Here is a 26,735-nt window from a genome sequence, read left to right on the forward strand (position 1 = left end):
CGCCCATGAGCCTGGCCCTCAAGCGCGCCTTCGAGGCGCCTGCTCCCGAGGATGGCCATCGTGTGCTGGTCGACCGGCTGTGGCCCCGCGGCGTGGCCAAGGCCGACGCCCGCATCGATGACTGGCCGAAAGAGGTCGCCCCCAGCGACTCGCTGCGCAAGGCCTTCCACGCCGGCGAGTGTGAATGGGGCGAGTTTCGCCGCCGCTATCTGCGCGAGCTCAAGGCGCACCGTGAACGCCTTCGCCCCCTGGCACGACGCGCCTTCGAGCACAGGGTGACCCTGGTGTTCGCCGCCAAGGACGAACACCACAACAATGCCGTGGTGCTTGCCGACTACCTGGCCATGCTCGAGCCGCGGCTGCGCGCCGGGTAGCCGTTAACGGTGCAGGGAGGCCAACTCCGTGGCAGCTGCTAACTTCAAGGATAAGGCGGTAGCCTGCCGTCGTCCTGTGAGGGGGTCGCCATGCTTTTCATCACCAATCGTTTTCCTACCCAGAGCATCCGTACCCGAATCGACCGCAACTTCACCTTCGATCTTAACAACAACGCCTCCAGCAACTCGGTGTTCTACTGCGAGCGCCAAGCAGAGGGGGGTTACCAGGAGATCGGCAGCTCGGCTTTCCTGCAGCGGCTCAAGGAGAGTGAGGCTCGCCAGGTGCTGATCTATATCCATGGCTTCTCCAATCTTCCCGAAGACGTGTTTACGGCGGTGCAGGAGTTTCAGGGCCTCTGCGATGCCGCCCGGCCCGGCGAGGTGCTGGTGGTTCCCCTGGTATGGCCCTGCGACAACGACCTGGGGGTGGTCAAGGACTACTGGGACGACCAGGAGTCGGCCGACTTGAGCGCCTTCTCCTTCGCCCGGGTGCTGCAGCGCTTCCTGGACTGGCGCGAGGGCGAGCAGTTCAAGCAGGACCCCACTCCCTGCCTCAAGCGCATCAACGTGCTGGCCCACTCCATGGGCAACCGCGTGCTGCGCGAGACGTTGCGCGTCTGGCACAAGTACTCGCTGCCGGGCGGGGTGCCGCTGCTGTTTCGCAATACCTTCCTGGTCGCCGCCGATATCGTCAACGAGTCGCTGGAGGAGGGGCACAGCGGTGAACTGATCGTGCACAGCTCACGCAACGTGACCGTCTACTTTGCCTCCGATGACCTGGCGCTGCGTGCCAGCAAGGCTTCCAACCTGAGGAACCGCATCGCCTCCCGGCGGCTCGGTCACACCGGCCCGGAAGACATGACCCGGGTAGCACGCAATGTCTTCGCGGTCGACTGCGACGACGTCAATACCCGCTATGACTACCCCAAGGGACACTCCTACTTCCGCTCCGGCGATGCCCCGGGGGAGCCCGGCGTGGTGTTCCGGCACCTCTTCGCCTCACTGGAGAGCGGCCGGGTCTTCCCCGAGGACGAGACGCGTCGCATGACCATCCTGCGGGAGTGAGCCGCCTGGCGTCAGAGCTTGGCCGCCTGCACGTGCATCCAGTCGAAGTTGCGTGTGCGTCCCAGGCTGACCCAGCCTTCCTCCTCCCAGAGGCGCCACCAGGTGGCGTATTCCGGCCGGGCCAGGCGTGCACGGTCGCGCCCCCACTTGAGCTTGTTGTGGCTCGGGTCCCAGTCGATGGCCAGGCCCCAGGCATGGGTCGACCAGCGGGTGCCGCCGCGCTTGCGACGCTTGTTGTAACAGCCCCCGTAGCGGTGCAGGCCCAGCTCCCTGAGGCGCTGGGGCCCGTAGTGATCATGAGCGCGGTTCAGGATGCGAGCCAGGCTGTCGGCGACCTGCTCGTGGCAGCCGATGCCGCTGGGGCTGGTGGCGAGGTCCCAGGCCAGCACGAGCCGCCAGGGACAGGGCACTACCGTCAGGGGTGGCTTGCGTGTCGGCGAGCCCAGCGCCTGTTCCAGCTCGGCCTCCCGATACCAATGGTTGGGATTGGCATCCGTCGGCTGCTGGTCGCGCCAGGGGGTGGGCTTGCTGCCGGTTGTCTGTAGCGTGGCCAGAACGCTCGACGCATACTCGGTCTGCGGGCCCCAGAGGCCGTCGATGGGACCCACCTCGATCTCGCTCTGCCGGCAGGCCAGCTGCAGGCACGCGACGGCGCGTCGTCGGTCGCTCCAGCGCTCGGCCCCGTCGGGCAGTCGGCCGGCAAGGTCCCTTAACGTGGTATCGACGGCGGCAAGGGTCTTGGGGCCGCGAATGCCGTCGATGCTGCCATGGTAGGTGTGCTGGTCGGAAAGGAATCGTTGGAGGGTGCGAACGGCGGTCTTGTTCATGGCGTTTCTCCTCCCTCGTGAGGTAAGGGTGCCGCGGTCACCATGGCCGGGCTTACGCCCACAGTGTAGGCGGCTGATGCCGGTGGCGTTCGGTGCTGTCGCGGTAAAGGCTGCCACCCAACGCGTCGCCGCCTCCGGCCGAGGCGGCAACGTGCCCGATGTCGGGGTTACCCTGCCGCTACAGTGTCATGAAGGGCGTCGCCTCGCCGTCGCTGAACTGGTAGACGTTCCAGTCGCCCTGCTTGGGTCCCGGCATGCCCGGGGTGCCGATGGGCATGCCGGCCAGGCCGATGCCGTCGGTGTCGGGGCGCTCTTCGAAGAGCCTCTCCAGCGCCTCCATGGGCACGTGCCCCTCGATGACATACTCGCCCATCTCGATGGTGTGGCAGGAGCCCAGGCCATAGGGCAGGCCGGCGTCCTGTTTGATCTTGCCCAGCTCGACATCATCGACGATGGTCACGCTGACGCCGTGCTCCTCGAGGTGGCGGGCATACTCGTCGCAGCAGCCGCACTGGGGGTTCTTGTAGAGGGTCGCCTCGGCGGGCAGGGTGGCGTGGGCGCTACCGGCGCCCAGCAGCAGGGCGGCGGAGACGAGCAGGGTGGAAGCGGTTCGGTTCATAGGCGGCTCTCCTGGGTGGCGAGAAGCATAGGGGGCTTGTCGGTCATGTGACGGCTCGCGTCATGCTGGTCCATTCTGCACCGAACGCCTCTCGGGCGGGAATGATCCAGCGCAAGTCAAGGTAAGGTGCCCGCCGGCAAGCGGGCACCGGGCGTCACTGTCCGCTATCGGGAGCGTTGGCCCCCCGCTTCAATTGTGCGCGCTGCTCATCGGTGAGCAGGTCGAGCATCTTGCCTCGCATGCGTACCATCTCGGCCATCATTTCCCCCTGGAGCTCGCCCATCTGGCCATGCAGGCGCTTTACCTGCTCGGGATCGGGCGACTCGGCGTGCATCGCTTCCACCAACTCCAGCCGCAGGTCCATCATCTTGCCCATGCGCTCGAACTGGGCGGGACGGTGCTGCTGGATCAGCTCGCGCATCTCGCTGCGCTGCTCGGGTTCGAGCCTGTGCATCATGCCCATGCCTTCGGCCATCAGCGGGCAGGGCAGCATGCCGGGATGGCCGCCGCCCATCATGCCGGGGCCCATGCCGTGTTGACCGTAGCCCATCATGCCGGGCCCCATGCCGCCCTGGCCGTAGCCCATCATGCCGGGGCCCATGCCGGCCTGGCCGTAGCCCATCATGCCCGGGCCCATGCCGCCCTGCTGCATGCCTTGAGCCGAGGCAGCGCCGCTGGCGGCGATGCCGAGGCCTGCAGCCAGTGCGATGGCAAGAATCTGCTTGTAGTTGCCCATGGTATTTCTCCTCATCCTGACGAGGGTAGAGACGTCACCTCCCGCGACAGCGGAGCGACGAGACTGGCATTCACCATGAGCTTACAACCTATTGGTTACCCCATGGTCAAGGGCTTCCTGCCACGAATCACGGATGGATCAGTCGCTGTCGGCGGGATGTTGCGGCAGCGCTTCCACCAGGCCCAGCGCCACGCACAGGCGCACCAGCTCGGCCAGGTTGGCGGCACCCAGGGCCTTCATGGCGCGCAGCCGGTAGATTTCCACCGTCTTGGGGCTGATCCCGAGGTGGTCGGCCACCTCGCGGCTGGTCAGGCCCCGGGCCACGTGTACCAGGATCTGGCGCTCCTTGGGGCGCAGCGCGGCATAGCGTTCACGCAGCGCCGAGAGACGCGCACCTGCCTGGCGGGCCTGCTGGTGGGCGAGCAGCGCCTGCTGCACGGTATCGATCAGCTGCTGGTGGTTGAAGGGCTTCTCGAGGAAGTCGCGGGCACCGGCCTTGAGCGCGGCGACGGCCATGGGCACATCGCCGTGGCCGGTCATGAAGATCACCGGCGGGGGATTTTCCAGTTCGCCGAGGCGCTGCTGCACCTGGAGGCCGGAGAGGCCCGGCATGCGCACGTCCAGCAGCAGCGTGTCGAAGCCCTCGGGGTCGGCGGCCAGGAAGGCCTCGCCGTCGGCGAAGGGCCGGCTCTCGATGCCCACGGAGTCGAGCAGGAAGGCCAGCGACTCGCGCAGGTCCTGGTTGTCGTCGACGATGGCGATGCGGGGCAAGGAGGTGTCGGTCATGGGCGCGTCATGGCATCGGCGTGGGAGGGTTCGGCGAGCAGTGTAGCGGCAAAGGTGGCGCCGCCGGAACCGTCCGACGGGAGCAGGCGCAGGTCGCCGCCCATGGCCTCCATCAGCGAGCGGCTGATGGCCAGGCCCATGCCCAGGCCCTCGGCGCGGCCCGAGTGGAAGGGCGCGAAGATGCGTTCCGCCTGGTCGGTGGGTACGCCGGGCCCCTGGTCGGTGACGGTCAGGGTCACCTCACGGCGTCCGCTGCGTCGGGCCCTGATCGCGACCCGTTCGGCGCGGGGGTGCCCGCGGCTCGCCTCCAGGGCGTTGAGAAGCAGGTTGACCAGCACCTGCTCCAGGGCCACCGGGTCGGCGACCACCCGCGGCAGCGGCTCCACGAGGGCCAGCTCGAGGTCGACGCGGGCCTGCTGGTACTGCCACTCGCAGAGCCGGCAGGCGGCATCCATCACCTCGGCGAGTGTCATGGGGCGCGGCCGGATTTGTCCCTTGCGCACGAAGCCGCGGATATGGCGCAGGCGTTCCCCGAGGCGCGCTACCTGCGCCTGGATCCGCTCCAGCGGCAGGCGCAGCGCCTCGACCGGCTGGCCGGCATCCAGCTTGAGCAGGGCGCCACTGGCGTAATTGGCGATGGTGCCCAGCGGCTGATTGAGCTCGTGGGCGATGTTGGAGGCCAACTCACCGGTGGTGGCCAGCCGGTTGGCGTGGGCGATCTGCGCCTGGTGGTGGCGGGCCTGCTCCTCGGCCGCCTGGCGCAGGCGAATATCGCGATTGAGCAGCGATACATGCCCAGGTTCGGTGCCGGGGCCCGAATGCGCCATCACCACACTGAGCACCGCTACCGGCCCCTCGGGGCCGCGCATCTCCAGTTCACCGCTCCAGGAGCCGTAGCGGGCCACGGCGGGCAGCACGATATCGCGCAGGTCGGCCAGCGAGCCCTCGACATAGGCGTCGGCCAGGCGCGCGGCGCCGCCGGTGCGAGGCAGCTGCAGGAGGTGGCGTGCGGCCTGGTTGGCGTAGAACAGCCGCTCGTCGTCATCCATGAACAGCACGAACTCGGTGGTCGACTCCACCACCCGGGCCAGGCGCTCGCGGTTGGCCTCGGCGCGGATGCGCCGGCCGACGTCCCGGGACACGCAGAGGATATCGAGCAGTTCGCCGCTGGCCGGGTCGCGGCGGGTTCGGCTGGTGGTCTCGAACCATACGTAATGGCCGTCCCTGGCGCGAAAGCGATAGGTCTGCTGGTAGAAGCCATCGTGATAGTAGATCCGCGGCGACTTGTTGAGCAGGTCGGCCAGGTCGGCGGGATGGAAGAGGTCGTAGGCACACACGCCGATCAGCTCCTCGGGCGAATAGCCGAGCAGGTCGCGGGCGGCGCGGGAGGCGTAGAGGAAGGTGCCGTCCCGGGCATGGCGCGAGATCAGGTCGGTGCTGCTCTCGGCCAGCCACCGATAGTGGTCGCGCTGGGCCGCGAGGGCGCGGTTGTGCTCCTCCAGCTCGGCACAACGCGCCTCCAGGTCGGTCAGGCGGGTGGTGCTGTCGCCTTGCCTGGTCATCAGCGTGCCGGATCGACCAGGCCGCCCAGCGAGGCATTGCGCCGGAACCAGCCGGCGATGCTGGCGCGGGGGAGGCGGGTGGGGAGCACCTCATGGGGCACCGTCTCGGAGAGGAAGCAGGCGAAGGTGCCGGCCGTGGGCCTGACTCGTGCCACCTCCCGCTCGGGATCGTCGGGGGCGAAGATCAGCATCTCGCCGCCGCCATCCTCCGGCCAGTCGGGGTTGAGGTAGCCTACCGTTGAGATCACCCGATTGGCGCGGCCGCGGAAGCTGTCGAGGTGGCGGCGGTAGAAGGCTCCGGGCGGGTAGTGGGCGAAGTGCGCCTCGTACTCGAAGAGTCCCAGGAACAGCGCCTGGTTGAGCGCCTGCTGAAGCTCGCCCATGGCGGCCAGGTAGCGGCGCTGGGCCTGGCTCTCGCGGTCGAGCCAGTGGATGGCGTCGCCGCGGATGTCGCGGCGCAGGGCGTGCTCGCTGCCACGGCCGATGCCGGCCGCGGACAGGGCCTCGCGATCGGCGCGGTCGTTGAGCTCGGCATGCAGCGCCGCGCAGACCCCGGCATCGAGCACCCCCTCACCCAGGTACCAGCCCTGTTCGACCAGGGCGTCGATCAGCTCGGGCAGGGCCGCAGGCGACAGGACGTGCGGGGCGATCGGCGTGGAAGTCTGCATGCGGCGTCGGTCCCCGGCTCAGGTGGTGGCGTGCTGCTGGATGCGCAGCAGGCGGTCGGGAAAGTAGCACAGCGGGCCCGGGGGCTCGCGATGCAGGTCGATCGGCTGGCCGAAGCCCTCGGCGAGCAGTTCCGCCAGCATCATCGCCGAGAGTCCCCAGATCACCTGGCCGTCGACGTGGTAATTGGGCACGTACCAGGGGCGGCCGTCCACCGGGATGACGTCGGTATGGTGGCGGCGATCCTCCAGGAACAGCGCCAGTGGCACCTCGAAGATGATGTCCAGTTCGGTGGGGTCGGCGACCAGCGGCAGGTCAGGCGGAATAAGCCCCACGTAGGGGGTGACCCGCAGGCCGTGCAGCGAGACCACCTCCGAGAGTCGGCCGAGCAGCTGCACATGATGCGGCGGCAGGGCGATCTCCTCCTCGGATTCGCGCAGGGCGGTGGTCAGCAGATCGGGGTCCTGGGCCTCGCGCTTGCCGCCGGGGAAGGCCACCTGGCCGCTGTGGGTGTTGAGATGGTCGGCGCGGCGGGTGAACAGCAGGGTCGGTTCGGGGCGGTCGACGATGGGCAGCAGCACCGCCGCCTCGGGCAGGCGCAGTGTCAGGCGGCGCGGGCGGTGTGCTTGCAGGCGTTCACGAAGTTTCTCTAACATGAGGTTTCCGTCGGGTTTGGTATCTTCTACCCGGCCGCCTTCCGCGGCGTCAAGCCCGCCCGACTGTCAGGGAGCCCCATGAACTTCTGCAGCCACTGCGGCCATGCCGTGCGCTTCGCGATTCCCCGAGGGGATGACCGCCCCCGCTACCTGTGCGACGAATGCGGCAGCATCCACTACCAGAACCCGCGGATCGTCGCCGGTACCCTGCCGGTGAGCGGCAGCCGGGTATTGCTGTGCCGCCGCGCCATCGCCCCGCGCAAGGGCTACTGGACCCTGCCGGCGGGCTATATGGAGAACGCCGAGACCACCGTCGAGGCGGCCGCCCGGGAGACCCTCGAGGAGGCCTGCGCCGAGGTGACGGTGCATGGCCTCTACACCCTGATCAACCTGCCGCATATCAACCAGGTCTACATGATGTTCCTGGCCGACCTGGTCGGTGGCTTCGACGCCGGACCGGAGAGCCTCGAGGTGGCACTCTTCGAGGAGCATGAGATCCCCTGGGACGAGCTCGCCTTCCCCACCATCGAGCGCACCCTTCGGCACTTCTATCGCGACCGAGTCGAGGGTGATTATCCGCTGCATATCAGCGACATCACCGCCGAGGATCGCGAGCGCTACTTTGGTTCCGCCTGACTGGGGGGCCGCCTGACTGGGGTTCCGCGTGAATACGCCCGGTTCGGCCTGACGAAGCCGGGCCTCAGCAGTGCGCTCGAGGGGCGTGGATCACACCCCGCTCAGTCGAACGGCTCCAGCCGCCAGGCGTCGAAGGCGGGCTCCTCGTAGGGATGGGCGAGGCGCAGCGCCGCGATTGCCGCGCGGATCAGCGCATCCTCGCAGACCAGCTCCACCTTGAGTTCCTCCACCCGCTCCAGGTCGCCGACCCGGCCGATATGCGGGTCGGCGCCCTCCAGGGGGCGAAACTGGCCCGTGCCCCGGGTCTGGAAACAGCACGCCTCGTAGTCACCGATACGCCCGGCGCCGGTGGCGAACACCGCCTCCTTGACCGCCTCGGCGTCCTCCTCGGGGACGAAGAAGGCCAGCTTGTACATGATCGCTCTCCCTTGATGCCTGCCATCCGACCCCTTGTGCCATAGCTCGGGGGGCGGCGTCAGCCCCGCCGGCGGGGCCGCGAGAAAAAAATTCTGCGACAGGGGTGAACTTCTTGTTCAATACATGTACAAATAAGTTGACCTGTACAGCTATGCGGCCGTCGCCGCCGGGTCGTTCCCCTGACCACACCAGGCCCCTTGCCGGGGCCACCGTGAACGAGGTGAGACCATGATCCACAAGAAGATGAAGACCGTTGGCTGGATGACCGCCGCTGCCGCCGGCGTGCTGCTTTCTGCCGCCGCCCAGGCCGACCATCACGGAATGAAGAAGGACATCGTCGATACCGCCGTGGAGGCCGGTCAGTTCGAGACCCTGGTGGCCGCGGTCCAGGCCGCCGGCCTGGTCGAGACCCTCAAGGGCGAGGGGCCCTACACCGTCTTCGCACCCACCGACGAGGCCTTTGCCGCCCTGCCAGAGGGCACGGTGGAGTCGCTGCTGGAGGAGGAGAATCGCGATCAGCTCCAGGCGATCCTCACCTACCACGTGGTGTCTGGCAAGATCATGGCCGAGGACGCCATGGCCGCCGACAGCGCCACCACCGTCCAGAGTCAGGACCTGACCATTACCACCATGAATGGCAGCGTGATGATCGACGACGCCACCGTCATCCAGGCCGATATCGAGACCAGCAACGGTGTCATCCACGTGATCGACAGCGTGCTGATGCCGGAGTGAGTCCCAGCGCAAGACCGCTGATCCGCTAGTCCATGCTCTGTCCCTGCTTGCCGCCCCGCCCCGGGCGGCTTTTTTGTGCGCGGTTTTGTGCACTGGTGTGACGACTCGTCTTTTATTCGATTAATTCGAAAATAAAATGCAATTCAAGTCTCTTCTGTTCGAAATGGATATGCTGTTAGCATGCTAATAACATTCCGAGAGATGATCTCGCTTTAAGACATCCCGTTTCGACACACGAGGAGATCCACCATGAAACTCAAGCTCACGCTGTCAGCCCTGCTTATCGCCGGTGTTCCGATGGCCGCCCAGGCCGGACAGGCCCCCGCGCTCACCATGCAACTGAACGAACCACTGGCTTATTCCGGCCAGGCAACGTCGCCAAGTGCCGAGACGCATGCACCGCTGACGGCTTCCTCCGCGGCTATCGAGAATCAAGGGGCGAGTGCGGCCATGGCCAAGGCGCGGGCGCGCCTGGAGGCGCAACACCGGCATGTGACTGACATCGAGTTGACGGTAGATCCCCTGACGCCGGCCCGTGAGGCGACCACCTGAGGGCGACAATTTCGCCAGGGTGAATCTGCAGCCTGCATCGATAAATTCGCTCGTAGGGATGTAAACAATTCATCAGAAAACACATGTACTACTGCTATGTTTTCGTGGGGCGAGCCTCGTTGGATGCATAACGGGCGACGAGGATGAAAGACGCGTAGGTCATAAGCCTCACGGATCTACAGGAGACGCTTTATGGCATCACTGACCGAGGCAATTGCCCGTCTGTTCGGAAGGTCGACGGCCCGCAACACCCGCGAGAAGAACACCACCGAGGAGATACAACCCATGACCAAGGTACTGGTTCTCTATTACTCCATGTATGGCCATATCGAGACGATGGCGAACAGCATTGCCGACGGCGCACGCCGTGTCGACGGCGTCGAGGTGACGGTCAAGCGTGTGCCGGAGACCATGGACCCGGAAGCGTTCAAGTCGGCGGGAGGCAAGTCTGACCAGCAGGCCCCGGAGGCCTCGCCCAAGGAGCTGGCCGACTACGACGCCATCATCTTCGGCACGCCCACGCGCTTCGGCAACATGGCCGGCCAGATGCGTACCTTCCTCGACCAGACCGGTGGCCTGTGGGCCAACGGTGGCCTGGTCGGCAAGGTGGCCAGCGTCTTTACCTCCACCGGTACCGGCGGCGGCGAGGAGATGACCATTACCTCCACCTGGACCACCCTGGCCCACCACGGGATGATCATCGTGCCGATCGGCTATGCCACCCCGGAGTTGTTCGATATCTCTCAGGTCGGCGGCGGTACTCCCTATGGCGCCTCCACCATCGCCGGGGGTGACGGCTCGCGCCAGCCCGATGATCGGGAACTGACCATCGCCCGCTTCCAGGGCGAGAGCGTGGCCAAGGTCGCGGCCCGGCTCAAGGCCAACGGCTGATTCCTTTCAGCGCTCCTGTCATATCGGGTGTTATCAGTCGGCAAGGTCCCGCGCCGCGGGCCTTGCCGATTTCTTGTGTCGCAAGGCGCAACTTGGACACTCCTTGAGCCGGGGGCTCCTGCAGGGGGTAGCGATCGAGGTGTCTGGCCCGCGCTTCGATCAGCCATAGGCGCCCAGGCGGCATCGCGTGTCTTGCATTGACCTTGTTGTTAGGTGGTTTATTATTAGCTGTATAATACATTCGACATTGCATGTAAGGGGGCAGGGTGCAGCGACGGGCCTGGGTCGTGGCGGGGATGCTGTTGTGGTTGGCGCCGCTTGTGCACGCGCAGCAACCGGCATCGGGGCTGCTGACGGTAAAATCCGAAAACGACAGCTATTCCGTCTTCAGCGATTCGGATGGGCACTATACCAACGGGGTCGAAGCCATCTGGTCATTCGAACCCGAGGCGCAGCACTGGCTTCACCGGGTCGCCGCCAACCTGCCGGGATGGCGTGACAGCGGACTGGATGGTGGGGCGTATCGCCTGACGCATCAGATGTATACCCCCGAGGAGATCCGTATCTCCCGGCTGGTCGAGGACGACCGCCCCTATGCGGGGGTGCTGCTGGGGGGAATCTCGCTGTTCGACAACATTCGCCACGCTGGCTGGCGCGAGGCGAGGAACCTCAACCTGGACGTGGGGATGGTGGGGCCGGCCTCGGGCGCCGAGGTCCTCCAGCGCGAGTTTCACGAGTTCATCGCCGCCGACGAGCCGCGTGGCTGGGATCATCAGCTGAATAACGAGCCGGTGGTCAACCTGGCCTACAAGCACGCCTGGATCGATCGCGCCTCGGTGGCGGGGCTCGACCTGGAGTACGGCCCCCGGCTGGGCTTCGCGCTGGGTAACCTCTATACCTACGCCGCCTCGGGCCTCGGGTTGCGTCTCGGCTCCAACCTCGATGCCAGCTTCGGCATCCCGGCCATCGCCCCGGCCCAGGGCGGCTGGTCATACTTTCGACCCGACCAGGACTTCAACTGGAGTGCCTTCGCCTCGCTGGAGGGGCGCTACATGGCCCACAACCTGCTGCTCGACGGCAATACCTTCGAGGATAGCCACTCGGTGGATCGCGAGGAGTGGGTGGGGGATGCCTTGATCGGCGTGGCGCTCTCCTGGGATCGCTGGCAGCTCTCCCTGGCTCACGCCTGGCGCACCAAGGAGTTTGCCTCCCAGGATGCCCATCACGCCTTCGGGTCGCTCACCCTGTCGCGCTGGTTCTAGGCTGCCTTCACACCTCCGTGGCCTAAGGCCTCAGTTCCTCGAACGTCCAGGCCAGTAGGCGGGCGATCATCTCGTCGCTGGCCTGGCCCAGTGCCATCACCGCCGCCTCGGGCGTGGCGTCGTCGGCCAAGGCCGTGGCCTCGAAGCGTCGGCTGGCCAGCAGCTCACGGCTGGATTCATCGATCAGCTCGGCGTCGAGGCTCACCACGGCGCGGCGGGTGTCGCCCTCGAGGCGCAGGTGGAAGGCGACGAGGTGGCCGCTCAGGGTGGCGTCGCTGCGCGCGGCGCTGGCCTCGTCGATCACGCCGCCCAGGCGCCCGGCGCGGCGAAAGGCCTCGAGCAGCCGCTCCTGCAGCAGCCGCGGGGCGTCGTCGCGCCAGCGCACGCCACCCCAGGCCTCGAACTCATTGGCACGCGGCATCACCAGCAGCCGGTTGCCGGCGTGAGGCGCGCTGGCGCTCAAGGAATCGATGCGCAGGGTGGCATCCAGGGGGCGGCCCTGGAGGGGCGCCGACTCACCGGCGGGCAGCTCGAACAGCCGCTGGGGCTCGCGCTCCGGCAGGATCGTGCAGCCGGCGAGGAGGGCCAGCAGCAGGGCCAGCAGCAGGAAGCGTGGGTATCGGGGCATCGCGTGTACTCCCATAAGGGGTCTCTCCTGGCGGGCAATCACGGCGCGTATTCGGGCAGCGGGTCGCGGCCCAGCAGGGTGTCGGCGGGGCTCTCCTCGAGGCGGCGCACCAGGCGGTTGAGGGTGCGCAGCGCTGCATGCAGTTCACGCATGGCGGGGTCGATTTCGCCGATTCCCTGCAGTCCGCGGGCGATGTCCTGTTCGTGGTCGGCGGTCAGGCGGGCCAGCCGCCCGGCGCCCTCTTCCAGGGAGGCCATGGCGCGCTCTGCTCGGCCCAGGGTGCGCTGGCCCTCCTCATCCAGCAGGCGGTCGGCACGCTCGCCGAGTCGGGCGTAGGTGGCAAGTGTCGCCTCGGCCTGGGCCAGGGTGGCGTCGAGTCGTTCGCCCAGCGCCGTCAGGTCGAGGTCATCGCCGGCGAGGGTGGCGCTGGCCCGCTTCAGGTTGGCCAGGGTTTGCGTCAGATTCCCCGCATTCTCCGCGGAGAGCAGGCGGTTGGCATTGGTCAGTAACCGGTCCACCTGCGCGAAGAGTTCCTCACTGTTGGCCAGCAGCGAGCTCAGCGGCGAGGGGTCTGCCTGGATCAATGGCGGGTCGTCGCGGTCGCCCTCCAGGCGCTCGCTCTCCGGGGTGCCGCCGGAGAGCTGGATGTTCATGCTGCCGGTGATATTGGCCAGGGCCAGGCTGGCGCGGGTGTCGGCCTTGATGGGGATGTCGCCATAGACGCGGATCAGCGCCCGCACCTGGCGAGGATCCTGGGGGTCGAGGCGCAGTTCGACCACATTGCCTACCTCGATGCCGCTGTAGTTCACGGCGTTGCCCTCCGCCAGGCCGCTGACGGCACGGTTGAAGCCGACCTCATACCAGGCATAGTCACGGTCGACACTGGACTTGCCGAGCCACAGCGCGAACAGCAGCGCGCCACCCAGGGCGAGCACGGTGAACAGGCCGATCAGCACATGGTGGGCGCGGGGCTCCATGGTCAACTCTCCTTGGCGGTGCGAGCGGCGCCTTCGGCCGCGCGGCCCCGGGGGCCGTGAAAGTAATCGTGGATCCAGGCGTCCTCGGTGGTCGCCACGCTCTCGAGGCGACCGGCCACCAGCACGCGGCCCTGAGCCAGCACCGCCACCCGGTCGCAGGCCGTGTAGAGGGTGTCCAGGTCGTGGGTGACCAGGAACACGCTCAGGCCCAGGGCGTCGCGCAGGGTCAGCAGCAGCTGGTCGAAGGCCGCCGCGCCGATCGGGTCCAGGCCGGCGGTGGGTTCGTCCAGGAACAGCACCTCGGGGTCCAGCGCCAGGGCCCGGGCCAGGGCGGCGCGTTTGATCATGCCCCCGGAGAGCTCGGCGGGGTACTGGATCGCCGCCTTGGCGGGTAGTCCGGCCAGGGCGAGCTTGACCCGGGCCAGGCCCTCGGCATCGGCGCGGGAAAGCCCGATGTGCTCGATCAGCGGCAGGGCAACGTTTTCCTGCAGGTTCAGCGACGTGAACAGTGCCCCGCGCTGGAAGAGCACCCCGAAGCGGCGCTCCACCCGGGAGCGCTCCCGGGGCGAGAGACGCTGAAGGTCCTCGCCGAACACTTCGATGCGCCCGGCGCTGGGGCGGTGCAGGCCGACGATGCTGCGCAGCAGTACCGACTTGCCGGTGCCGGAGCCACCGACCACGCCGAGGACCTCGCCCGGGTAGAGCTCCAGGTCCAGCCCCTGGTGGACGACATGGCGACCGAAGCGGTTCTCCAGGTCGCGTACGCGAATCAGCGGTGGCGGCATCTCGCTCACCAGCCCATCTCCATGCAGAACAGCGCCGCCACCGCATCGAGCAGTATCACCATGAAGATGGACTGCACCACGCTGGAGGTGGTGTGTTCACCCACCGACTGGGCGCTGCCGCTCACCTTGAAACCCTCGAGGCAGCCGATCACCGCCACCACGAAGGCGAACAGCGGTGCCTTGCCGATGCCCACCAGGAAGTGCTGCACGGCGATATCCCGCTCGAGGATGGCGACAAACTGCACCGCCGAGATGTCCAGGGCCACCAGGCAGACCAGCGCCCCGCCGAGGATGCCGCTGAGCATGCCCACGAAGGTGAGAATCGGCAGCGTCAGCATCAATGCCAGCACCCGCGGCAGTACCAGCAGCTCCATGGGATCGAGTCCCAGGGTGCGGATGGCGTCGAGCTCCTCGTTGGCCTTCATGGCGCCGAGCTGGGCGGTGAAGGCGCTGGCGGTGCGACCGGCGAGCAGGATGGCGGCCAGCAATACGCCGAACTCGCGCAGGAAAGCGAAGGCGACCAGGTTGACGGTGTAGATAGTAGCGCCGAAGTCGCGCAGCACCGTGGCGCCGAGGAAGGCCACCACCGCACCCACCAGGAAGGTGAGGAGGGCGACGATGGGCAGGGCATTGAGGCCGGTCTGGTGGACCTGGGCCACCACCGCGGTGGGCCGCCAGCGACGCGGGTGCCAGAGGGTGGCGGCCAGGGTGGCGAGGGTCAGGCCGATGAAGCCGAGCAGCTGGCGTTGCTGCTGCCAGAGACCGTCGACTCGCTGGCCGGTCTCGGCCAGGAAATCACGCACCGGGCGTGCCGGCCGCAGTGCGGGAGGCGAGTGTCCCACCATGGCCTCGCCCAGGGTACGCAGCAGGGCGCGACGGGGCGCCGGAAGCGCGGGGGCCCAGTCATCGATGGCGGCGAGCTGCTCGCTGCCGACCAGCTCCATCAGCAGGGTGGCACCGGCGGTATCCAGGTCAGCGATTTGCGAGAGATCGATGCCCAGAGGGGAGGGCTCGCGTATCTTCGCCAGGCCCTCGACCCGACGCTTCAGCGTGGCGTAGTGGGGGAGAATCCAATCGCCGCTGATGGCCAGGTGGTCGTCCTGCTGGTCGATGTGGCCCGGTTCGGTCATGGTCGAGGGAGTCTCGGGTTGCGCATGTAGCGATGCTATCACTGCACACGCCTGTCGGTAAGTTTGCCGCGCCGCACCGCGCTCTGTCGTCTCCCGGGGCAGTCCCCGGGTGTCGTTGGGCCATATGCCAGTGGTGGTTGCCGACGGGCGTGCTGGGGTGGATCATGCCGCAACGATCCACCGCCGGACAGGAGCGCTACCATCACGACACCTCTCACCCTGTCCCGGGGTCTTGCGTGGCTGGCCCTGCTGGCGCTGCTCGGTGGCTGCTCGCTGCCCTCCCTCGAGGGTCGGCTCGAATCGTCGGCGCTGGACGAGGAGCAGAGCCGCGCCACGCGGCTCGGCCAGGCCCTGGCGCCGCGGGTCGATGAACATCCCGGCCTGAGCGGCATCCATCCGCTGGCCAGTCCCACCGATGCCTTCGCCGCGCGGATGGTGATGACCCATGCCGCAGAGCGCACCCTGGATCTGCAGTACTACATCTGGCGTCTCGATACCACCGGTGTGCTGTTGCTGGAGGCGCTGCATGAGGCCGCCGATCGCGGGGTCAGGGTGCGCCTGCTGCTCGACGATAGTGGCACCGCGGGGATCGATGGCGAACTGGCGGCGCTGGCCAGTCACCCCAATATCCAGATCCGGCTGTTCAATCCCTTCGTGGTGCGCTCACCCAAGTGGCTCGGCTTCTTGACCGATTTCTCCCGGGCCAACCGGCGCATGCACAACAAGGCCTTCATCGCCGACAATCAGGCCTCGATCATCGGCGGGCGCAATATCGCCGACGAGTACTTCGCCGCCTCCGGCGATGTGCACTTCTCGGACCTGGATGTGTTGGCCGTCGGCGATGTGGTCGATGCGGTCTCCGCGGACTTCGATCGTTACTGGCGCAGTGCCTCGGCCTATCCGGTGGCGCGCCTCCTGTCGGGAACCGACCCCGCAGGACTCGAGCGGCTCGCCAGGGCGGCCGGCGAGGAGTCCCGTGATCCCGAGGCGGATCGTTATCTGGAGGCCGTGGCGGAGACCGAGCTTGTGCAGAAGCTGGTCGCCGGAGAGCTCGAGCTGGAGTGGAGCCCGGTTCACATGCTCAGTGATGATCCCGCCAAGGGGCTTGGGCAGGCGAGTGACGAGGGGCTGCTGTTCCATGAGCTGGAGCGCCTGTTCAGCGATGCCGAGGCCTCGGTGGCGCTGGTTTCCCCCTATTTCGTGCCCGCCGAGGCCGGCACGGCGGCGCTGCGACGCCAGGCGCGGGACGCTGTCCAGGTCCGGGTGCTGACCAATGCCCTGGAGGCCACCGATGTCATCGCCGTACACGCCGGTTATGCCAAGCGGCGCAAGGCCCTGCTCGAGGCGGGAGTCAGGCTCTACGAGATGCACCGTGGCAGCAACCAGCAGGGTGACGGGTTGAGGGCCGGCCCCTTCGGCAGTTCCGGTACCAGCCTGCATGCCAAGACCTTCGCCGTGGATGGCGAGCGGGTGTTCGTGGGGTCGTTCAACTTCGATCCTCGCTCGGCCCACCTGAACACCGAGCTGGGGTTCATCATCGAGAGCCCGGCACTGGCTCGGCAGATCGATGCCACCTTCGAGACCGGGATCCCCTCCAGCGCCTACGAGGTGCGCCTGGATCGCGAGGGGGATCTCTACTGGATCGAGCAGCGCGATGGGCGGGTGATTCGCCACGACACGGAACCCAACACCGGCAGGTTGAAACGGCTGGGCGTCTTCCTGATCTCGCTGCTGCCCATCGAGTGGTTGCTATAGGTCTCGGCGCTGGGGAGTGTGGCACGCCAGGAAGTCGGCAATGGCGGTGACCTGGTCGTCGCGATCCAGGAAGGGCGCATGGCCGCAGCCGGCCGCCTCCAGGCTGACCAGGCCGGGCTGGGTTGCCGCCATGCGTTGCACCGTGTTGGCGGCGAGCAGCGGCGAATGGGCGCCGCGAATCACCATCGCCGGACAGCCCAGGCTGGCCCAGTCGGCCCACAGGTCGCGGGGGGTGTCGTTGGCAAACTGCGCGGTGATGGCCGGGTCGTAGTGGAAGCTCCAGCGCCCATCCGGCAGGCGCCGTGCGCTCTCCAGCGCCAGGCGGCGCCAGGTGTCGTCATCGGCGATGCCGAAGCCGGCATAGTGATGGCGCAGCTCCGCCTCGAGATCACGGAAACTCGGGAATTCATGGGGGCGTGAGAAGTACTCGCCCAGTTCGGCCAGGCCCGTCGGTTCGAGCGCGGGGCCGATATCGTTGAGCACCAGGCGCTCGATGCGCGAGGCGGTGGCCGGCTCGGCCGCCAGGCGAAGACCCAGCAGGCCGCCCATGGAGGTGCCCAGCCAGGCCACGCGTTCGAGGGCGAAGCGGTCGAGCAGGACGCGGGCGACCTCGGCATAGCGGGCGTAGGTGTAGTCGCGTTCGGGACGGGGCGACCAGGACGAGAGGCCGCGCCCCGGGGTATCCGGCGCCAGCACGCGCCACTCGGGGCCGAGGCGGCGGGCGAGGGCGGCGAAGTCACCGCCGTGGCGGGCCAGGCCATGCCAGGCCACCAGGGTACGGCGGGCGCCGGGGTGCCAGACCCTCACCGCCACGTCGAGATCGTCTACGCTGATCCACTCGAGCTGCTGCATGCTGCGCCTCCGCCGCCGGGGTGTCCACGATATGCCATATTTAACCTCGATGATAAGGTGGAATCGATCCACGAACATGCGACAATGTATGTATATCAACTTCCCATCGATCGAGGATGAGCCGATGACGTCACCCAGCCCGTCGCGTTGTGCCCGCCCTGCGCGAGTCCTGCGCCGTGCCCTGTTGCCGATGATGGTGGCTTCCGCCCTGGCGGCGCCCGCCCAGGCGGCGGACCTGCTGACCATCGCCCGGGACGCCCTGCAGAACAACGCCGAGCTGGCCTCGGCGCGCTCCCAGACCAGCGGCGTCGAGGCGGGGCGTGACGTGGAGCGGGCGGACCTGTTGCCCCAGGTCAGCGCTTCCGGCAACCTCACCCATAACCGCCAGTACGAGTCGCAATCCACTCCGGGACAGTTCCAGGGGGATGACAACGTCAACCGCTTCGGCATCACCCTCGAGGCCACCCAGGCGCTGTTCAACGCCATCGATAGCCGCCAGGTGGAGCGCAGCGAGCGCGAGATCGACCAGCAGCTCTACCGCCTGGCCGCCACCGAGCAGGGCGTGCTGATCAATGTCTCTACCGCCTACTTCGAGATCCTGCGCGCCCATGAGGTGCTGGAGGCACGCCGCGCCCAGGAGCGCGCCATCAACCGCCAGCTCGAGCAGGCCCGTGAGCAGTTCGAGGTGGGCCTGATCGCCATCACCGAGGTGGAGGAGGCCAAGGCGGCCTTCGATCAGGCCAGGGCGATCCGCATCGCCGCCGAGAGCGACCTGCAGGTGCGCTTCGAGGCCCTCGAGCGGCTCACCGGCCAGCGCTACGAGAGCATCGACGCCCTGGGCGAGGCGCTCGCCATCGCGCCCCCGACGCCGACCGACCGCGGTGCCTGGGTCGAGTTGGCCATGCAGAACAATCCCCAGGTGCTGGCCAGCCAGGCCGGCATCGAGGTATCGCGCAGCGCGGTGGAGATCGCTCGCGCCGGGCGCCTGCCCCGGGTCGACGCCTTCGCCAACTACAACTATTCGGACAGCGATGCCGACGGCATCGACGGTCACGACTCGGGTAGCCAGGTCGGCGTGGGCGTCAGCGTGCCCCTCTATACCGGTGGCCGCACCAGCGCCTCGGTGCGCCAGAACACCTACCTGCTGGAGTCCTCACAGTACGACTTCGAGGATCAGCGGCGCAGCACCATCCAGGACGTACGCTCCAGCTATACCCGGGTGACCAACGACGTCTCCACGGTGGAGGCGCGGGCCCAGGCGGTGGTCTCCAACCAGAGTGCCCTGGATGCCACCCGCGCCGGCTACGAGGTGGGCACCCGCAACATCGTCGATGTGCTCAACGCCGAGCAGAACCTCTACAACGCCGTCGCCGAGCTGGCCAGCGCCCGCTACGACTACGTGATCAACCTGCTGACCCTGCGCCAGCAGGCCGGCACCCTCGACGAGCAGGCCCTGGCCGAGGTCAACGCCTGGCTCGACGGCGGCAGCGTCGATTTCCAGCTGCCGGACGAGAGTAGCGGCGACCCGGTGATGGATATCGGCGAACGACCCACCCCCTAGCGGCAGGTATCGCGGACATTGGCCGCCTGGGCTTTGCTTAGGCGGCTAATGTTTACATCCATACAAGAATGAATGTAAAATTCGTTCCACCTTGACGTCATAACGGGAACCCCACGCACATGAAGACTGCACTCCGATTCGGCCGGGCGGGCCTTCTCGTCCTGGCCGCCGGTCTTTTGCTGGCCGCCTGTGGCCAGGACGAGGCACCTCAGCAGGCCCAGCAGGCCCAGCAGGGCAGCCAGGATCGACCGCCCCACCCCGTGGAAGTGGTGGAAATGACGCCCCAGGATATCGATCTGGACAAGTCCTATTCATCGCTGCTGCGCAGTGATGAGGAGGTGACCCTGGTGGCGCGGGTCACGGGTACCCTTGAACAACGCCACTTCGAGCCCGGCGAAATGGTGGAGGAGGGGCAGGTGCTCTACTCCATCGAGCCGGATGTCTACCAGGCGGCGGTCAATCAGCGTGAGGCCGACCTGCAGAGCGCCCGCGCCGAGCTGACCCGTGCCCAGCGCGATGCCACCCGCTTCGAGCGCCTGCTGAGCCAGAACTCCGTGAGCCGGCAGCAGTATGACCAGGCCCGTTCGGAGCTGGGCGTGGCCCGCGCGGCGGTGGCCCAGGCCGAGGCGGCGCTGGCCAGCGCACGCATCGATTTGAACTACGCCGAGGTCACCGCACCGGTCGCGGGCATGATCAGCCTCTCCCGGGTCAACGTCGGCAACCTGGTCAGCGGTGGCACGGAGCTTGCCACCATCACGCCGCTGGACCCGCTGGAGGTGCGTTTCCAGCTGCCCCAGCGTGATGCCTTCGAGCTGCGTCGCCAGCTGCGTGACGCCGGCAGCGTCGAACAGATCCAGGCCGTGCTTCGGCTGCCGGGCCTCGATAGCGGAGAAGAGGGGCGCCTCGAGGGCCACCTGGACTTCCTGGGGTCGCGTGTAGAGGAAGGCACCAGCACGGTTCAGGCCAGTGCCACCTTCGCCAATCCCGATGGCCGTGTGCTCCCCGGTCAGTTCGTGCGCGTCGGACTCGAGGGGCTGAAGCGCTTCGAGGTGCTGGCGGTGCCGGAGATCGCCATCGGCCAGGGCCTGATGGGCCCCCAGGTGTTCGTGCTCGACGAGGACAACGTGGCCCGTGCTCGGCCTGTCGACCTCGGCGAGGTCGCCGGCCCCTGGCAGATCCTGCGCGGCGGCGTGGAGCCCGGCGAGCGGGTGGTGGTCGGCGACCTGGCCGGCATCGAGCCGGGCCTCACCATCGAGCCGCAGCCCTTCGATGGCGAGGCCGGCGAGATCGTCGAGGAGGTCGAGGAGCAGGAGCAGCAGGAACGGCAGGCCGAGCAGGCGGAGATGGAAGCGGCGACCGAGGCCGAGTCCGGGGCTCCCGCTGAGGGCGCCGAGGACGACGCCTCATGAATTTCTCCAACTTCTTCATCAAGCGGCCGATCTTCGCCACGGTGCTGGCGATCATCCTGACGCTGGTCGGGGTGGTCAGCATGCGCGTGCTGCCCATCGAGCAGTACCCCAGCGTGGTGCCGCCCACCGTGTCGGTGAGCGCCCAGTTCCCCGGGGCCGACGCCGAGACGGTGGCCCAGACGGTGGCCGCCCCCCTGGCGGAGGCCATCAACGGCGTCGAGGACATGCTCTACATGACCTCGAACAGCGCCGACAACGGTATGATGAGCCTCAACGTGGCCTTCGATATCGGCACCGATGGCGATATCAACACCATCAACGTCAACAACCGGGTGCAGGGGGCGCTGTCGCAGCTGCCCGAGCAGGTGCAGGCCCAGGGCGTGACCGTGGAGTTGCGCTCCAGCTCGATCCTGATGCTGGTGGCGCTGATCTCGCCGGAAGGCGACTACGACAACGTCTTCATGCAGAACTACGCCACCCTCAATATCCTCGACGAACTGCGCCAGGTACCCGGCGTGGGCGAGGCCGAGGTGCTGGGGGGTGGCGAGTTCGCCATGCGCATCTGGATGGACCCGGACAAGCTGGCCCAGTACGACCTGACGCCCACCGAGGTGGCTGCGGCGATCCGTGCCCAGAATACCGAGGTGCCGGCGGGTAGCCTGGCCAGCACGCCCCAGAGCGAGCCGCGGGCCTTCACCTACACCATCACCGCCGGCGGTCGCCTCAACAGCGTCGACGACTTCCGCGAGATCTTCCTGCGCACCAATCCCGACGGCTCATCGCTGCGCCTGGATGACGTGGCGAGAATCGAGCTGGGGGCCTCCTTCTATGGTGTCGGTGCCAAGCTCAACGGCGCCACCATGACGCCGATCATCATCAACCAGCAGCCCGGTGCCAACGCCCTGGAGACGGCCCAGACGGTCCACGACACCATGGCCGACCTGGAGGGGCGCTTCCCGCCGGGGCTCGAGTATGTGGTGCCCTATGACACCACCTTGTTCATCGGCGCCTCCGTGGACACCGTGACCAAGGTGTTCATCGAGGCCTTCCTGATCGTCGCCGTGATCCTGTTCATCTTCCTGCAGAACTGGCGCTTCACGGTGATCGCCATGTCGGTGGTGCCGGTCTCGGTGCTGGCCACCTTCGCCGGCTTCTACATGTTCGGCTTCTCGATCAACCTGCTGACGCTGTTCGCCCTGGTGCTCTCCATCGGCATCGTGGTGGACGATGCGATATTGGTGGTAGAGAACGTCGAACGGGTGCTCAGTGAGGACGATGAGATCTCCGTTACCCAGGCCACCATCCGCGCCATGAAGGAGGTGGGCGGCCCGGTCATCGCCACCTCGCTGATCCTGACCGCGGTGTTCGTACCGGTGGCCTTCCTGGGCGGCTTCACCGGCCAGATCTATCAGCAGTTCGCGCTGACGGTGGCGATCTCGGTGGCCTTCTCGGCATTGATGGCCTTGACCTTCACCCCGGCGCTGTCGGCGGTGTTCATCAAGCACAAGCCGCAGATGGGCGAGTCGAAGCTGAAGCGCGCGATCAACACGCCGCTGCGCCTCTTCGACAGCCTGTTCGCCGGCATCACCGCCGGCTACATGTGGGTGGTCAAGGTGCTGGTGCGCTTCTGGGGGCTGGCGCTGCTGCTCACCGCCCTGGTGATGGGCGGTTCCTGGTGGCTGTATCAAGCGACGCCGTCGTCCCTGGTGCCGGAGACCGACCAGGGCGTGGTGCTGGCCAGCATACAGTTGCCCGATTCCGCCTCTCTGGACCGCACCGAGTCCTATATGGCCGAGCTGAGCTCCCGGATCGAGGAGATCGAGGGGGTCGAGTACAGCTCCGCCGTGGCGGGCTACGACATCCTCTCCAGCGCGGTGAATACCGCCCGGGGCGTGATGTTCATCAACATGGTGCCCTGGGAGGAGCGTGAGCTGACCGCCGATGAGCTGGTGGGCCGCATCATGCAGCTTGGCGCCGAGATTCCCGGCGGCTCGGCCATGGCCTTCAACGTGCCGCCGATCATGGGGCTCTCCACCACCGGCGGCTTCACCGGCTATCTGCAGTCCTTCGAGGGGGCGAGCTCCGAAGAGCTCTTCCAGGCCTCGGTGCAGGTGATGCAGGCGGCGGGCGAGCACCCGGCGCTGCAGCGAGTGTTCACCACCTTCAATGTCAACGTGCCGGGCTACCGCGCCGAGATCGACCAGCAGAAGGCGCTCAGCTACGGGGTGGCGCTGCAGGACCTCAACGCCACCCTGGCGAACACCTTCGGCAACGGCTTCGTCAACTACTTCAGCTACCAGAACCGCAACTTCCAGGTCTACCTGCAGAACGAGGACGAGTTCCGCAAGACGCCGGATGACATGAGCAAGGTCTATGTGCGTGGCGGCAACGGCGAGCGCATCCCGCTCTCCGAGTTCGTGACCCTGGAGCGCCAGGCCAAGCCGGCGGTGGTGTCGCGCTTCGGTGTCTACCTGGGGGCTCAGTTCCAGGGTGGTCCGGCCGAAGGCTACAGCTCCGGCGAGGCGATCGCCGCCATGGAAGAGATCGTCGAGGAGGAGCTCGGCAGCAACTGGGGCATGGGCTGGACCGGCACCGCCTACCAGGAGAGCGAGGCGGGCAGCGCCGCCGCCCTGGCCATCGTCTTCGGCTTGCTGATGGTGTTCCTGATCCTGGCCGCCCAGTACGAGAGCTGGTCGCTGCCGCTGGCGGTGTTGACCGCCACGCCCTTCGCCTTCCTGGGCGGCATCGGCGGCATCGTGCTGCGCGGGCTCGACACCAGCGTCTACGTGGAGATCGGCATGCTGGTGGTGGTGGGCCTGGCGGCCAAGAACGCCATCCTGATCGTCGAGTTCGCCGAGCTGCAGCGCAAGGAGCTGGGCAAGACGATCCGCGAGGCCGCCATCAGCGCGGCGGAGCTGCGCTTCCGGCCCATCGTGATGACCTCGCTGGCCTTCATCTTCGGCACCCTGCCGCTGGCACTGGCCAGCGGCGCCAGCGACGTCAGCAGCCACCATATCGGCACCACGGTGGCGGTGGGCATGGCCTCGGTGGCCGTGCTGGGCAGCTTCTTCATCCCCAGCTTCTACGCCATGATCGCCTCGGTCTCCGACTGGCTGGGACGCAAGCTGCGCGGCAAGGAGGCGCATCGCCAGACTCCGGCATCCGAACAGGGCTAGCCTTTTCGGGGTCGGGTCACCACGACAAGGGGCGCCTCCTGTGAGGCGCCCCTTGTCATTCCGGGAATTCCCTCGCTGTCATGACTCCGGTCATGGGGCGCTTGCCCCCCGATCGGCGCGATCGTCTATAGTGAACGGCAGGGATTGATTTGTCGGCTAAGCATTACCACGAGGAGGTAGCCATGCCGTTCGTCATGGAGATTGCGCTGAGTTTTCCGGTGGTGGTATTCAGCGTGCTGATGCCGCTGGTACTGCTCTACTGGGTGCTGGTGGCGTTGCGCCTGGCACCGCTGGAGCTGTTCGAGCACGACAGCCTGAAGGGGGACTACCTCTCAAGCTCACTGGTGGCCCTGGGCTTCGCCGGGGTGCCGGCCTCCTTCTCGCTGTCGGTGCTGCTGTTGCTGGCCGCGGCCATCACCCTGGCGGTGGAGCTGCTCGGCCTGCGCTGGCTGGACCTGGGCTTCTTCCGGGTGCCGCTGGGCGTGGCGGTGCTGTGGGGCGCCTTCGCCATCGCCTCACCGCTGGCCGCGGCACTCTGCGGTTCGATGCGGCGCTGGTTTCACCGCCACCTTCTCGGCCACCAGCGCTGCCTGCTGGGTGAGCATGTCGAGGTGCTGGCCGACCCGGATGGCGAGGGCTGGACGCGTGCCACCCTGCTCGATGATCCTCAGCTCGAGGTGCGCCTGCACGGCAAGGAAGGCAGCATGCCACATGCCGGCGAGCAGCGGGTGCTGGTGAAGTATGTCGCGGAGGAGGGGGCCTATCGCAGCGTGGACGCCAATGAGTTTCGCGAGACTCGGGCCCACCTCAGTCGGCTGCGCATCGGTGGTGACCGTTCGGCCACTGCCTCGCGGGGTTGAGGCGCTAGGCGCGGCGCATCAGGGCGAGCTGGGTGCCCACCAGCTCGCGGCCCTTGGCTACCAGTGAGAAGCGCTCGTGGTTGCGCAACCAGTCGTGGAAGAGCCCGCCGAGCATCGCCTGCATCAGTTCGGCGGCGGTGGCGGGAGATAGGTCCTCGCGTAGCTGACCCAGGCGGGCGGCGCAGCCGAAGTAGTCGGCGAGGGCGCCGCAGGCCTCGTCGGTCATCTCGTTCTGCATGGCCAAGGGGTCGATGTCGCCGAACGTTTCACAGTGGTGGATCAGGATGGCGTGAACGCGCCGATAGCGAGGCTGCTCCAGACGCTCGAAGCCCTTGAGGATGGCCAGCCGGATGGCCTCGAGAGGACGCTCTACCAGGCTCGGATCACCGATCTCCGCGACCAGCTCCTGGAAAGGCATGCGCACCCGGCCGAGCATGGCCTGGAAGAGGTCGGCCTTGTTGCGGAAGTGCCAGTAGACGGCGCCGCGGGTCACGCCGGCGTGGCGGGCGATCTGCTCGAGAGAGGTGCGGGCGACGCCCTTCTCGAGGAAGACCTCCTCGGCGGCGTCGAGCAGGGCCTCGCGGGTGGCGGCGGCCTCGGCCTTGGTGCGTCGGGCCATGGGCAGGCTCTCATGGGGAAAATAGTCTTCCATTCTACCCGATCCTCTCGCGTATTTACATACATTGCTGTATGCCTAACGCCCCCGGCTTTCCCCTCGCCATCTCGCCGCCCAGGGCGTATAAGAATCAGATAAACAACAGCCCCAGGAGCGTCCGATGGCTCGAGCCCCCTTCGACCTCGCCGGCGTGCGCATCGCCGCTGGCTCCCGCACCCAGATCGATGTCCCGGCCGCGCGCCTGTATACCCATGCGCCGCTCTCCATTCCGGTGGAGGTGGTCCACGGCCGCCAGGCGGGGCCCACGCTGCTGGTGTGCGGAGGCATCCACGGTGACGAGATCAACGGCGTGGAGATCGTGCGGCGACTGCTGCGCTCGAAGCAGCTCCAGGGCCTGCGTGGCACCCTGGTCGCCGTCCCTATCGTCAATGTCTTCGGCCTGGTGCAGCACAGCCGCTATCTGCCCGATCGCCGCGATCTCAACCGCTGCTTCCCGGGCAGCGAATCGGGCTCCCTGGGCGGGCGCATGGCGGCGCTGTTCCGCGAGGCGATCGTCGACCAGGCCACGCATATCATCGACCTGCACACCGGGGCGATACACCGCACCAACCTGCCGCAGATCCGCGCCCAGCTGACGCCGGGGGGCGAGACCGAGCGCATGGCCAACGCCTTCGGCGCGCCGGTGATCCTCAACGCCGAGCTGCGCGAGGGCAGCCTGCGCCACTATGCCCAGAATCGCGGGATACCGGTGCTGACCTACGAGGCCGGAGAGGCATTGCGCTTCGACGAATGGGCGATCACCCCGGGGGTGCGGGGGGTGATCAGGGTGATGCGCCGCCTGGGGATGCTGGCCGGCGAGCGGCGCCGCCGCGACCCGCCGGCCGCCGAGGTGGCCAATGGCTCGAGCTGGGCGCGGGCGCCCATCGACGGCATCCTGCGCCCCAAGGTGCGCCTGGGCGCCCGGGTCGCCAAGGGCGATGTGCTGGGCCGGGTGGCGGATCCCTTCGGCAATGCGGAAGGGGAGGTGCGTGCCATGGCGGACGGCATCGTCATCGGCATGAGCCGGCTGCCGCTGGCCAACGAGGGCGAGGCGCTGTTCCATATCGCCCGCTTCGATGCCATCGCGGAGGCCGAGAGCGCCATCGAGGACTTCCACTCGAGCCTCGAGCCGCCCCCCGATCCCATGTACTGAGTGTTGCACT

The 26,735-nt window shown here is 67.4% G+C and carries 27 protein-coding genes; 13 read left to right on the forward strand and 14 right to left on the reverse strand.

Going from position 1 to position 26,735, the window contains the following annotated elements; translation table 11 throughout:
• Positions 1-5: 5 nt before the first annotated feature.
• Positions 6-374 (forward strand): DUF488 domain-containing protein, encoded by a 369-nt coding sequence (locus tag RAN53_RS11140; RefSeq protein WP_305796891.1) that lies wholly within the window; start codon positions 6-8, stop codon positions 372-374.
• A gap of 90 nt (positions 375-464) precedes the next feature.
• The gene (locus RAN53_RS11145; protein ID WP_305796892.1) at positions 465-1,439 is read left to right on the forward strand and encodes an alpha/beta hydrolase; all 975 of its coding nucleotides are present in this window, start codon (positions 465-467) and stop codon (positions 1,437-1,439) included.
• Positions 1,440-1,450: 11 nt separating this feature from the next.
• On the opposite strand, the gene RAN53_RS11150 is transcribed toward RAN53_RS11145, so the two are convergent.
• The 7 genes from RAN53_RS11150 to RAN53_RS11180 form a co-directional block, all read right to left on the reverse strand.
• Positions 1,451-2,266 (reverse strand): hypothetical protein, encoded by an 816-nt coding sequence (locus RAN53_RS11150; protein ID WP_305796893.1) that lies wholly within the window; start codon positions 2,264-2,266, stop codon positions 1,451-1,453.
• Between the two features lie 178 nt (positions 2,267-2,444).
• Positions 2,445-2,885 carry a DUF411 domain-containing protein gene (locus tag RAN53_RS11155; RefSeq protein ID WP_305796894.1) on the reverse strand — a complete coding sequence of 147 codons (441 nt, stop codon included), beginning with the start codon at positions 2,883-2,885 and terminating at the stop codon, positions 2,445-2,447.
• 154 nt (positions 2,886-3,039) lie between these two features.
• Positions 3,040-3,621, reverse strand: coding sequence for a Spy/CpxP family protein refolding chaperone (locus tag RAN53_RS11160; RefSeq protein WP_305796895.1), 582 nt, complete (start codon positions 3,619-3,621; stop codon positions 3,040-3,042).
• A gap of 138 nt (positions 3,622-3,759) precedes the next feature.
• Positions 3,760-4,407, reverse strand: a complete 648-nt coding sequence (locus RAN53_RS11165) for a response regulator transcription factor (protein WP_305796896.1) — start codon at positions 4,405-4,407, stop codon at positions 3,760-3,762.
• On the reverse strand, positions 4,404-5,969 hold the full coding sequence (locus tag RAN53_RS11170; RefSeq protein ID WP_305796897.1) for an ATP-binding protein: 1,566 nt from the start codon (positions 5,967-5,969) through the stop codon (positions 4,404-4,406). Before RAN53_RS11170 ends, RAN53_RS11165 begins: the two co-directional genes overlap by 4 nt.
• The gene (locus RAN53_RS11175; protein ID WP_305796898.1) at positions 5,969-6,637 is read right to left on the reverse strand and encodes a 2OG-Fe(II) oxygenase; all 669 of its coding nucleotides are present in this window, start codon (positions 6,635-6,637) and stop codon (positions 5,969-5,971) included. The genes RAN53_RS11170 and RAN53_RS11175 overlap by 1 nt, the downstream gene beginning before the upstream one ends.
• A gap of 18 nt (positions 6,638-6,655) precedes the next feature.
• Positions 6,656-7,291: a CoA pyrophosphatase gene (locus RAN53_RS11180; RefSeq protein ID WP_305796899.1), complete on the reverse strand. Its 636-nt coding sequence runs from the start codon at positions 7,289-7,291 to the stop codon at positions 6,656-6,658.
• Positions 7,292-7,369: 78 nt separating this feature from the next.
• Here RAN53_RS11180 and RAN53_RS11185 point away from each other — a divergent pair, with 78 nt between their 5' ends.
• Positions 7,370-7,927, forward strand: a complete 558-nt coding sequence (locus RAN53_RS11185; RefSeq protein WP_232912398.1) for an NUDIX hydrolase — start codon at positions 7,370-7,372, stop codon at positions 7,925-7,927.
• Between the two features lie 101 nt (positions 7,928-8,028).
• On the opposite strand, the gene RAN53_RS11190 is transcribed toward RAN53_RS11185, so the two are convergent.
• Positions 8,029-8,343, reverse strand: coding sequence for an NGG1p interacting factor NIF3 (locus RAN53_RS11190; protein WP_305796900.1), 315 nt, complete (start codon positions 8,341-8,343; stop codon positions 8,029-8,031).
• A gap of 322 nt (positions 8,344-8,665) precedes the next feature.
• On the opposite strand from RAN53_RS11190, the gene RAN53_RS11195 reads away from it, so the two are divergent.
• The 4 genes from RAN53_RS11195 (at position 8,666) to RAN53_RS11210 (ending at position 11,784) form a co-directional block, all read left to right on the forward strand.
• Positions 8,666-9,079, forward strand: coding sequence for a fasciclin domain-containing protein (locus RAN53_RS11195; RefSeq protein WP_414842982.1), 414 nt, complete (start codon positions 8,666-8,668; stop codon positions 9,077-9,079).
• A 249-nt stretch (positions 9,080-9,328) separates the two neighbouring features.
• Positions 9,329-9,631: a hypothetical protein gene (locus RAN53_RS11200; protein WP_305796902.1), complete on the forward strand. Its 303-nt coding sequence runs from the start codon at positions 9,329-9,331 to the stop codon at positions 9,629-9,631.
• Between the two features lie 285 nt (positions 9,632-9,916).
• The gene (wrbA, locus tag RAN53_RS11205; RefSeq protein WP_305796958.1) at positions 9,917-10,522 is read left to right on the forward strand and encodes an NAD(P)H:quinone oxidoreductase; all 606 of its coding nucleotides are present in this window, start codon (positions 9,917-9,919) and stop codon (positions 10,520-10,522) included.
• 266 nt (positions 10,523-10,788) lie between these two features.
• Positions 10,789-11,784 (forward strand): lipid A deacylase LpxR family protein, encoded by a 996-nt coding sequence (locus RAN53_RS11210; protein WP_305796903.1) that lies wholly within the window; start codon positions 10,789-10,791, stop codon positions 11,782-11,784.
• Positions 11,785-11,806: 22 nt separating this feature from the next.
• Here RAN53_RS11210 and RAN53_RS11215 read toward each other — a convergent pair whose 3' ends face one another.
• Genes RAN53_RS11215 through RAN53_RS11230 form a run of 4 tightly spaced genes read right to left on the reverse strand, consistent with a single transcriptional unit; the run spans position 11,807 to position 15,304 of the window.
• On the reverse strand, positions 11,807-12,412 hold the full coding sequence (locus RAN53_RS11215; RefSeq protein ID WP_305796904.1) for an ABC-type transport auxiliary lipoprotein family protein: 606 nt from the start codon (positions 12,410-12,412) through the stop codon (positions 11,807-11,809).
• 38 nt (positions 12,413-12,450) lie between these two features.
• A complete protein-coding gene (locus RAN53_RS11220) occupies positions 12,451-13,389 on the reverse strand; it encodes an MlaD family protein (protein WP_305796905.1) in 939 nt (312 codons plus the stop codon).
• A 2-nt stretch (positions 13,390-13,391) separates the two neighbouring features.
• Entirely contained in the window at positions 13,392-14,174 is a 783-nt protein-coding gene (locus RAN53_RS11225; RefSeq protein ID WP_305796959.1) for an ABC transporter ATP-binding protein, read from the reverse strand.
• Between the two features lie 5 nt (positions 14,175-14,179).
• Positions 14,180-15,304, reverse strand: a complete 1,125-nt coding sequence (locus RAN53_RS11230; RefSeq protein WP_305796906.1) for an ABC transporter permease — start codon at positions 15,302-15,304, stop codon at positions 14,180-14,182.
• Between the two features lie 63 nt (positions 15,305-15,367).
• Between RAN53_RS11230 and RAN53_RS11235 the strand changes: the two genes are divergently transcribed.
• The gene (locus RAN53_RS11235) at positions 15,368-17,059 is read left to right on the forward strand and encodes a phospholipase D family protein (RefSeq protein WP_305796907.1); all 1,692 of its coding nucleotides are present in this window, start codon (positions 15,368-15,370) and stop codon (positions 17,057-17,059) included.
• Here RAN53_RS11235 and RAN53_RS11240 read toward each other — a convergent pair.
• Positions 17,054-17,911, reverse strand: a complete 858-nt coding sequence (locus RAN53_RS11240) for an alpha/beta fold hydrolase (protein ID WP_305796908.1) — start codon at positions 17,909-17,911, stop codon at positions 17,054-17,056. The genes RAN53_RS11235 and RAN53_RS11240 overlap by 6 nt on opposite strands.
• Positions 17,912-18,035: 124 nt before the next feature.
• On the opposite strand from RAN53_RS11240, the gene RAN53_RS11245 reads away from it, so the two are divergent.
• The 4 genes from RAN53_RS11245 to RAN53_RS11260 all read left to right on the forward strand — a co-directional run bounded on the left by RAN53_RS11245 (position 18,036) and on the right by RAN53_RS11260 (position 24,917).
• On the forward strand, positions 18,036-19,472 hold the full coding sequence (locus tag RAN53_RS11245) for a TolC family outer membrane protein (RefSeq protein ID WP_305796909.1): 1,437 nt from the start codon (positions 18,036-18,038) through the stop codon (positions 19,470-19,472).
• Between the two features lie 119 nt (positions 19,473-19,591).
• Positions 19,592-20,881, forward strand: a complete 1,290-nt coding sequence (locus tag RAN53_RS11250; protein WP_305796910.1) for an efflux RND transporter periplasmic adaptor subunit — start codon at positions 19,592-19,594, stop codon at positions 20,879-20,881.
• Positions 20,878-24,057, forward strand: a complete 3,180-nt coding sequence (locus RAN53_RS11255) for an efflux RND transporter permease subunit (protein WP_305796911.1) — start codon at positions 20,878-20,880, stop codon at positions 24,055-24,057. The genes RAN53_RS11250 and RAN53_RS11255 overlap by 4 nt, the downstream gene beginning before the upstream one ends.
• Before the next feature lie 182 nt (positions 24,058-24,239).
• Entirely contained in the window at positions 24,240-24,917 is a 678-nt protein-coding gene (locus RAN53_RS11260; protein ID WP_305796912.1) for a hypothetical protein, read from the forward strand.
• Positions 24,918-24,921: 4 nt separating this feature from the next.
• Here the strand turns inward: RAN53_RS11260 and RAN53_RS11265 are convergent, their stop codons facing one another.
• Entirely contained in the window at positions 24,922-25,536 is a 615-nt protein-coding gene (locus RAN53_RS11265; RefSeq protein WP_305796960.1) for a TetR family transcriptional regulator, read from the reverse strand.
• A gap of 157 nt (positions 25,537-25,693) precedes the next feature.
• On the opposite strand from RAN53_RS11265, the gene RAN53_RS11270 reads away from it, so the two are divergent.
• Positions 25,694-26,725, forward strand: coding sequence for a succinylglutamate desuccinylase/aspartoacylase family protein (locus RAN53_RS11270; protein WP_305796913.1), 1,032 nt, complete (start codon positions 25,694-25,696; stop codon positions 26,723-26,725).
• The last annotated feature ends 10 nt before the right edge of the window (positions 26,726-26,735 follow it).

The sequence above is a fragment of the Halomonas sp. SSL-5 genome (assembly GCF_030708455.1).
Taxonomy (GTDB): Bacteria; Pseudomonadota; Gammaproteobacteria; order Pseudomonadales; family Halomonadaceae; genus Halomonas.